General features: G+C 76.1%; 4 protein-coding genes. 1 reads left to right on the top strand and 3 read right to left on the bottom strand.

Going from position 1 to position 5,352, the window contains the following annotated elements; genetic code table 11:
• Nucleotides 1-145: 145 nt before the first annotated feature.
• From DMH08_RS38350 to hutH, 3 genes are read right to left on the bottom strand one after another with little or no spacing between them, the layout of a single operon-like run.
• Nucleotides 146-1,345, bottom strand: coding sequence for an allantoate amidohydrolase (locus tag DMH08_RS38350; protein ID WP_125621139.1), 1,200 nt, complete (start codon nucleotides 1,343-1,345; stop codon nucleotides 146-148).
• Between the two features lie 6 nt (nucleotides 1,346-1,351).
• Nucleotides 1,352-3,007, bottom strand: a complete 1,656-nt coding sequence (hutU, locus tag DMH08_RS38345) for a urocanate hydratase (protein ID WP_125621137.1) — start codon at nucleotides 3,005-3,007, stop codon at nucleotides 1,352-1,354.
• 11 nt (nucleotides 3,008-3,018) lie between these two features.
• Entirely contained in the window at nucleotides 3,019-4,584 is a 1,566-nt protein-coding gene (hutH, locus tag DMH08_RS38340) for a histidine ammonia-lyase (protein WP_442778674.1), read from the bottom strand.
• Between the two features lie 71 nt (nucleotides 4,585-4,655).
• Here hutH and DMH08_RS38335 point away from each other — a divergent pair.
• On the top strand, nucleotides 4,656-5,352 hold a 697-nt coding region (locus DMH08_RS38335), incomplete at its 3' end, for an IclR family transcriptional regulator (protein ID WP_148108655.1).

Raw genomic sequence — 5,352 nt, 5'->3', positions numbered from 1 at the left:
GGCCGGGGAGGCGGGCGGCGCCCGGCGGGGCGGGGGCGCCGCGTTCGACGCGGGGGATCCGCTCGCCCTCGGCCGTGACGAGCACGTCGGCCGCCACACCGTCACCGAGCCAGGCGAACTGCGCATGCCACTGCATACCGGTCCCCTACCCGGCCGCCAGGTCGTCCAGCACCGCGGCGAGGGCCGCGACGCCCGCGAGGCAGTCGGCGGTCTCGGCGTGCTCGGCGGGCGCGTGCGACACCCCGGTCGGATTCCGGACGAACAGCATCGCCGTCGGCACTCGCGCGGACAGGATCCCGGCGTCGTGGCCGGCGCCCGTGGGCAGCACCGGTACGCCGCCCAGCACCGCCGCGACCCGCTCGCGCAGCGCGGTATTGAAGTCGACGATCTCGGTGTACGACTCCTCCGCGAGGTGCACGGCGACGCCGTGCGGGCGGGCGGCGGCGCGGGCCGCCGCGTCCACGTCCGCGACCGTCCGGCGGACGGCGGCGTCGTCGGGCCCGCGCGCGTCCAGCCAGCCGGTGACCGACGACGCGACCGCGTTCACCCCGTTCGGCGCGACCCGCACCTTGCCGACGGTCGCGACCGTCCCGTTCCGTTCGGCGGCCTCGCGCGCCGCCAGCACCATGCTCGCGAACGGCGGCATGGGGTCGCGGCGGTCGGCCAGGCGGGTCGTGCCCGCGTGGTTGCCCTCCCCCGCGAAGTCGAACCGCCAGCGCCCGTGCGGGACGATCGCGCTCGCGACGCCGACGGGCCCGGCGAGGGCCCGGCCCTGCTCGACGTGCAGTTCGACGAAGCATCCGACGCGGGCCAGCAGGTCCTCGTCGGGCCCGATCGCGTCGGGGTCGAGTCCCGCGTGGTGCAGGACGTCGGCGAACGTCCGTCCGTCCGCGTCGGTCAGCGCGCGCGCCCGCGCGGGGTCGATCGCCCCGGTGAGCAGCCGGGAGCCGAGGCAGGCGACGCCGAACCGGGCGCCCTCCTCCTCGGCGAACGCCGCGACGCCGACCGGCCGCCGCGGCCGGGCGCCGCGGTCCCGCAGCGAGTCGATCGCCGCGAACGCCGACACGATGCCGAGCGGGCCGTCGAACGCGCCGCCGTCCGGGACGGAGTCGAGGTGGCTGCCGGTCAGCACGGCGTCCGCCCGGGAGCCGTCCGCGGGCCGCCACCACGCGATCACGTTGCCGTTGGCGTCGTGCTCCAGGTCGAGCCCGCGCCGCCGCGCCTCGTCGGCGAACCAGGCGCGGCACTCCAGCTCGGGCGGCGTCCACGCGAACCGGCGGTAGCCGCCCGTGGCCGCGTCCCGGCCGAGGGGCAGCAGGTCCGCCCACATGTCCTCGAAGGCCATGCGCCCCTACCGGCCCTGCATGGGGATCCGGACGCCGCGCTCGGCGGCGACCTCGGCGGCCCGGCCGTACCCGGCGTCCACGTGCCGCATGACGCCCGTGCCCGGGTCGTTCGTCAGGACGCGCCGCAGCTTCTCGGCGGCGAGCGGCGTCCCGTCCGCGACGCACACCTGCCCCGCGTGGATCGACCGCCCGATGCCGACGCCGCCGCCGTGGTGGATCGACACCCAGGTGGCGCCGGACGCGGTGTTGAGCATCGCGTTCAGCAGCGGCCAGTCGGCGATGGCGTCCGACCCGTCCGCCATGCCCTCGGTCTCCCGGTACGGGCTCGCGACCGACCCGCAGTCGAGGTGGTCCCGGCCGAGGACGATCGGCGCGCCGACCTCGCCGCGCGCCACCAGGTCGTTGAACGCCTCCCCGGCCCGGTCGCGCTCGCCGTAGCCGAGCCAGCAGATGCGGGACGGGAGCCCCTGGAAGCGGACCTTCTCCCCCGCCATCCGGATCCAGCGGGCCAGCGACTCATTCTCCGGGAACAGCTCCAGGATCGCGCGGTCGGTGCGGGCGATGTCCTTCGGGTCGCCCGACAGCGCCGCCCACCGGAACGGGCCCTTGCCCTCGCAGAACAGGGGGCGGATGTAGGCGGGCACGAACCCGGGGAAGGCGAACGCGCGCTCGTACCCCGCGAGCTGCGCCTCGCCCCGGATCGAGTTGCCGTAGTCGAACACCTCGGCGCCCGCGTCCTGGAAACCGACCATCGCTTCCACGTGCTTCGCCATGGAGGCGCGCGCGCGGGAGATGAACCCGTCGCGGTCCTTCTCGCGCGCGTCCGCCATGTCGTCGAACGCGATGCCGGACGGCAGGTACATCAGCGGGTCGTGCGCGCTGGTCTGGTCGGTCACGATGTCGATCGGCGCGCCGCGCCGCAGCAGCTCGGGCACGACGTCCGCCGCGTTGCCGAGGACGGCGATCGACAGCGGGCGCCGCGCCGCGCGCGCGTCCGCGGCGAGCCGCAGCGCGTCGTCGAGCGACTCTGCCCGCACGTCGCAGTACCCGTGCTCCACCCGCCGCTCGATCCGCGACGGGTCGCACTCGACGCAGAGCGCGACGCCGCCGTTCATCGTCACCGCGAGCGGCTGCGCGCCGCCCATGCCGCCGAGCCCCGCGGTGAGCGTGACCGTCCCGGCCAGCGTGCCGCCGAACCGCTTCGCCGCCACCGCCGCGAACGTCTCGTACGTCCCCTGCAGGATGCCCTGCGTCCCGATGTAGATCCACGACCCGGCGGTCATCTGCCCGAACATCGTCAGCCCGAGCGACTCGAGCCGCCGGAACTCCTCCCACGTCGCCCACTGCGGCACCAGGTTCGAGTTCGCGATGAGCACCCGGGGCGCCCACTCGTGCGTGCGGAACACCCCGACCGGCTTGCCCGACTGGACGAGCAGCGTCTCGTCGCCCGCCAGGTCGGTGAGCGAGCGGACGATGCCGTCGAAGGCGTCCCAGGTCCGCGCGGCCTTCCCCGAGCCGCCGTAGACGACGAGGTCGTCCGGGTGCTCGGCGACCTCCGGGTCGAGGTTGTTCTGGATCATCCGCAGGGCGGCCTCCTGGGGCCAGCCCTTCGCCGTCAGCGCGGCGCCGCGGGGGGCGCGTACCGTCCGAGGTCCGGACATGGGGAACTCCTTCAGGAAAGGGGGCCGACAACGGATTCGGCGGCCGCCACGAGCGAGCCGTCCCGGACGAGCGCGGTCGCGGCGGCGATCTCGGGGGCCAGGTAGCGGTCGGGGCCGGGCGGCGGCACGGCCTCGCGCAGCCGCGCGACCACGGCGCCGGTCGCCGGGCCGGGCCGCAGCGGCGCCCGCAGGTCCAGCGCCCGCGCGGCGGTGAGGATCTCGATCGCGACGACCTGGGCGAGCCCGTCGACCGCGCGCCGGAGCTTGCGCGCCGCGTTCCAGCCCATGGACACGTGGTCCTCCTGCATCGCCGAACTCGGGATCGAGTCGGCGCTCGCGGGCGCCGCGAGCCGCTTCAGCTCCGACACGATCCCCGCCTGCGTGTACTGGGCGATCATGTGCCCGGAGTCGACGCCCGGATCGTCCGCGAGGAACGCCGGCAGGCCCGCCGACCGCCCCCTGTCGAGCATGCGGTCCGTGCGCCGCTCCGACATCGACGCGACGTCCGCGACCGGGATCGCCAGGAAGTCGAGCACGTACGCGACCGGCGCGCCGTGGAAGTTGCCGTTCGACTCGACGCGCCCGTCCGGCAGGACGACCGGGTTGTCGACGGCCGAGGCCAGCTCCCGCCCCGCGACCAGTTCGGCGTGCGCGAGCGTGTCGCGCGCGGCGCCGTTGACCTGCGGCGAGCAGCGCAGCGAGTAGGCGTCCTGGACGCGGGTGCAGTCGGGCCCCCGGTGCGACTCCATGATCTGCGACGCGGCCAGCAGCAGCCGCAGGTTGGCCGCCGACGTCCCCTGCCCGGGGTGCGGCCGGAGCTCCTGGAGGTCGGCGGCGAAGACCCGGTCGGTGCCCAGCAGCGCCTCGACGCTCATCGCGGCGGCCAGGTCCGCGGTCGTGAGGAGCCTGCGCAGGTCGTGCATCGCCAGCACGAGCATGCCGAGCATCCCGTCGGTGCCGTTCAGCAGCGCGAGCCCCTCCTTGGCCGCGAGCTTCACCGGCGCGATCCCCGCCTCCGCGAGCACCTCCGCCGCGTCCCGCGGCTCCCCGTCCGCGTCGCGGACGCGCCCCTCCCCGATCAGGGCCAGCGCGACGTGCGCGAGCGGCGCGAGGTCGCCCGAGCAGCCGAGGCTGCCGTGCTCGAACACCTGCGGGGTGATCCCCGCGTTGAGCAGCGCGGCGAGCGTCCGCGCGGTCGTCGGCTGCACGCCCGTCCGTCCGGTCGCGAGCGTCCGGAGCCGCAGCAGCATCAGCGCCCGGACGACCTCGCGCTCGACCTCGGGCCCCGACCCGGCCGCGTGCGACCGGACGATGTTCACCTGCAACCGGTCGCGCATCTCCGGCGGGATGTGGCGCGTCGCGAGCGCCCCGAAGCCCGTCGAGACCCCGTACACCGGCGTCGGCCGGGCGGACAGCTCCTCGATGTGCGCCCGCGCCTCCCCGATGACCTTCAACGCCTCGTCCGTCAGCGCGACGCGCGCCCCGTCGCGGGCCACCGCCACCACGTCGTCGAACGCGAGCGGGTCCGGGCCGACCCGGACAACCCTGTCCCCCACACCAGAAGCCATACCCACCATTGCAGCGGCCACGGCAGCCGGAGACGACCCCGCCGGCCCGCAATCCGTCTCGGATACGAGACAATCGCGCCATGAGCCAGGTCCCCGCCGCGCGCCGCGCCCTGGCGGTCCTGCGCCACCTGGCCGCCGCGCCCGGCCCGCTCCCCGCGTCGGCCATCGCCCGCGCGCTCGGCCTGCCCCGCTCGTCCGCCTACCACCTGCTCGCCGCGATGGCCGAGGACGGCTTCGTCGCCTACGTCCCCGAGGAGCGCCGGTGGGGGCTCGGCGTCGCCGCGTTCGAGATCGGCTCCGCCTACCTGCGCCACGAACCCCTCGAACGCCTCGCCCGCCCCCTGCTGCGCCGCCTCGTCGACCGGACCGGGGAGATCGCGCAGCTCGGTGTCCTGCACGGCGCCGAGACCCTGTACCTGCTCAAGGAGCAGCCGCCGCACCACGCGACGCTCGTCACGGACGTCGGCGTCCGCTTGCCCGCCCACCTCACGGCGAGCGGCCGCTCCCTCCTCGCGCACCTGCCCCCGGCGCAGCTCCGCGCCCTCTTCCCCGGCGGCCCGCTCGTCGACCGCACCGGCCGCGGCCCCACGACCCTGCGCGCGCTCCGCCGCGTCCTCGCCGAGGACGCCCGCCGCGGCTGGGCGTCCGAGGACGGCCACGTCACCGAGGGGTTCGCCAGCATCGCGGCCTGCGCGTTCGACCACACCGCCCACCCGACCGCCGCCGTCGCCGTCACCTTCCGCCGCGACGCCCGCCCGCCGGAGACCTGGCCCGCCC

This window comes from Actinomadura sp. WAC 06369 (genome assembly GCF_003947565.1).
Classification (GTDB): Bacteria; Actinomycetota; Actinomycetes; order Streptosporangiales; family Streptosporangiaceae; genus Spirillospora; species Spirillospora rifamycini.
The sequence above is the reverse complement of the archived record's forward strand: the minus strand, read 5'-3'. Positions and strand labels throughout refer to the sequence as shown.

Bases quoted from the DNA above. Each gene is read 5' to 3' on its own strand.
- hutU (WP_125621137.1), bottom strand. From the start codon at position 3,007: ATGTCCGGACCTCGGACGGTACGCGCCCCCCGCGGCGCCGCGCTGACG.
- hutH (WP_442778674.1), bottom strand. From the start codon at position 4,584: ATGGTGGGTATGGCTTCTGGTGTGGGGGACAGGGTTGTCCGGGTCGGC.
- DMH08_RS38350 (WP_125621139.1), bottom strand. From the start codon at position 1,345: ATGGCCTTCGAGGACATGTGGGCGGACCTGCTGCCCCTCGGCCGGGAC.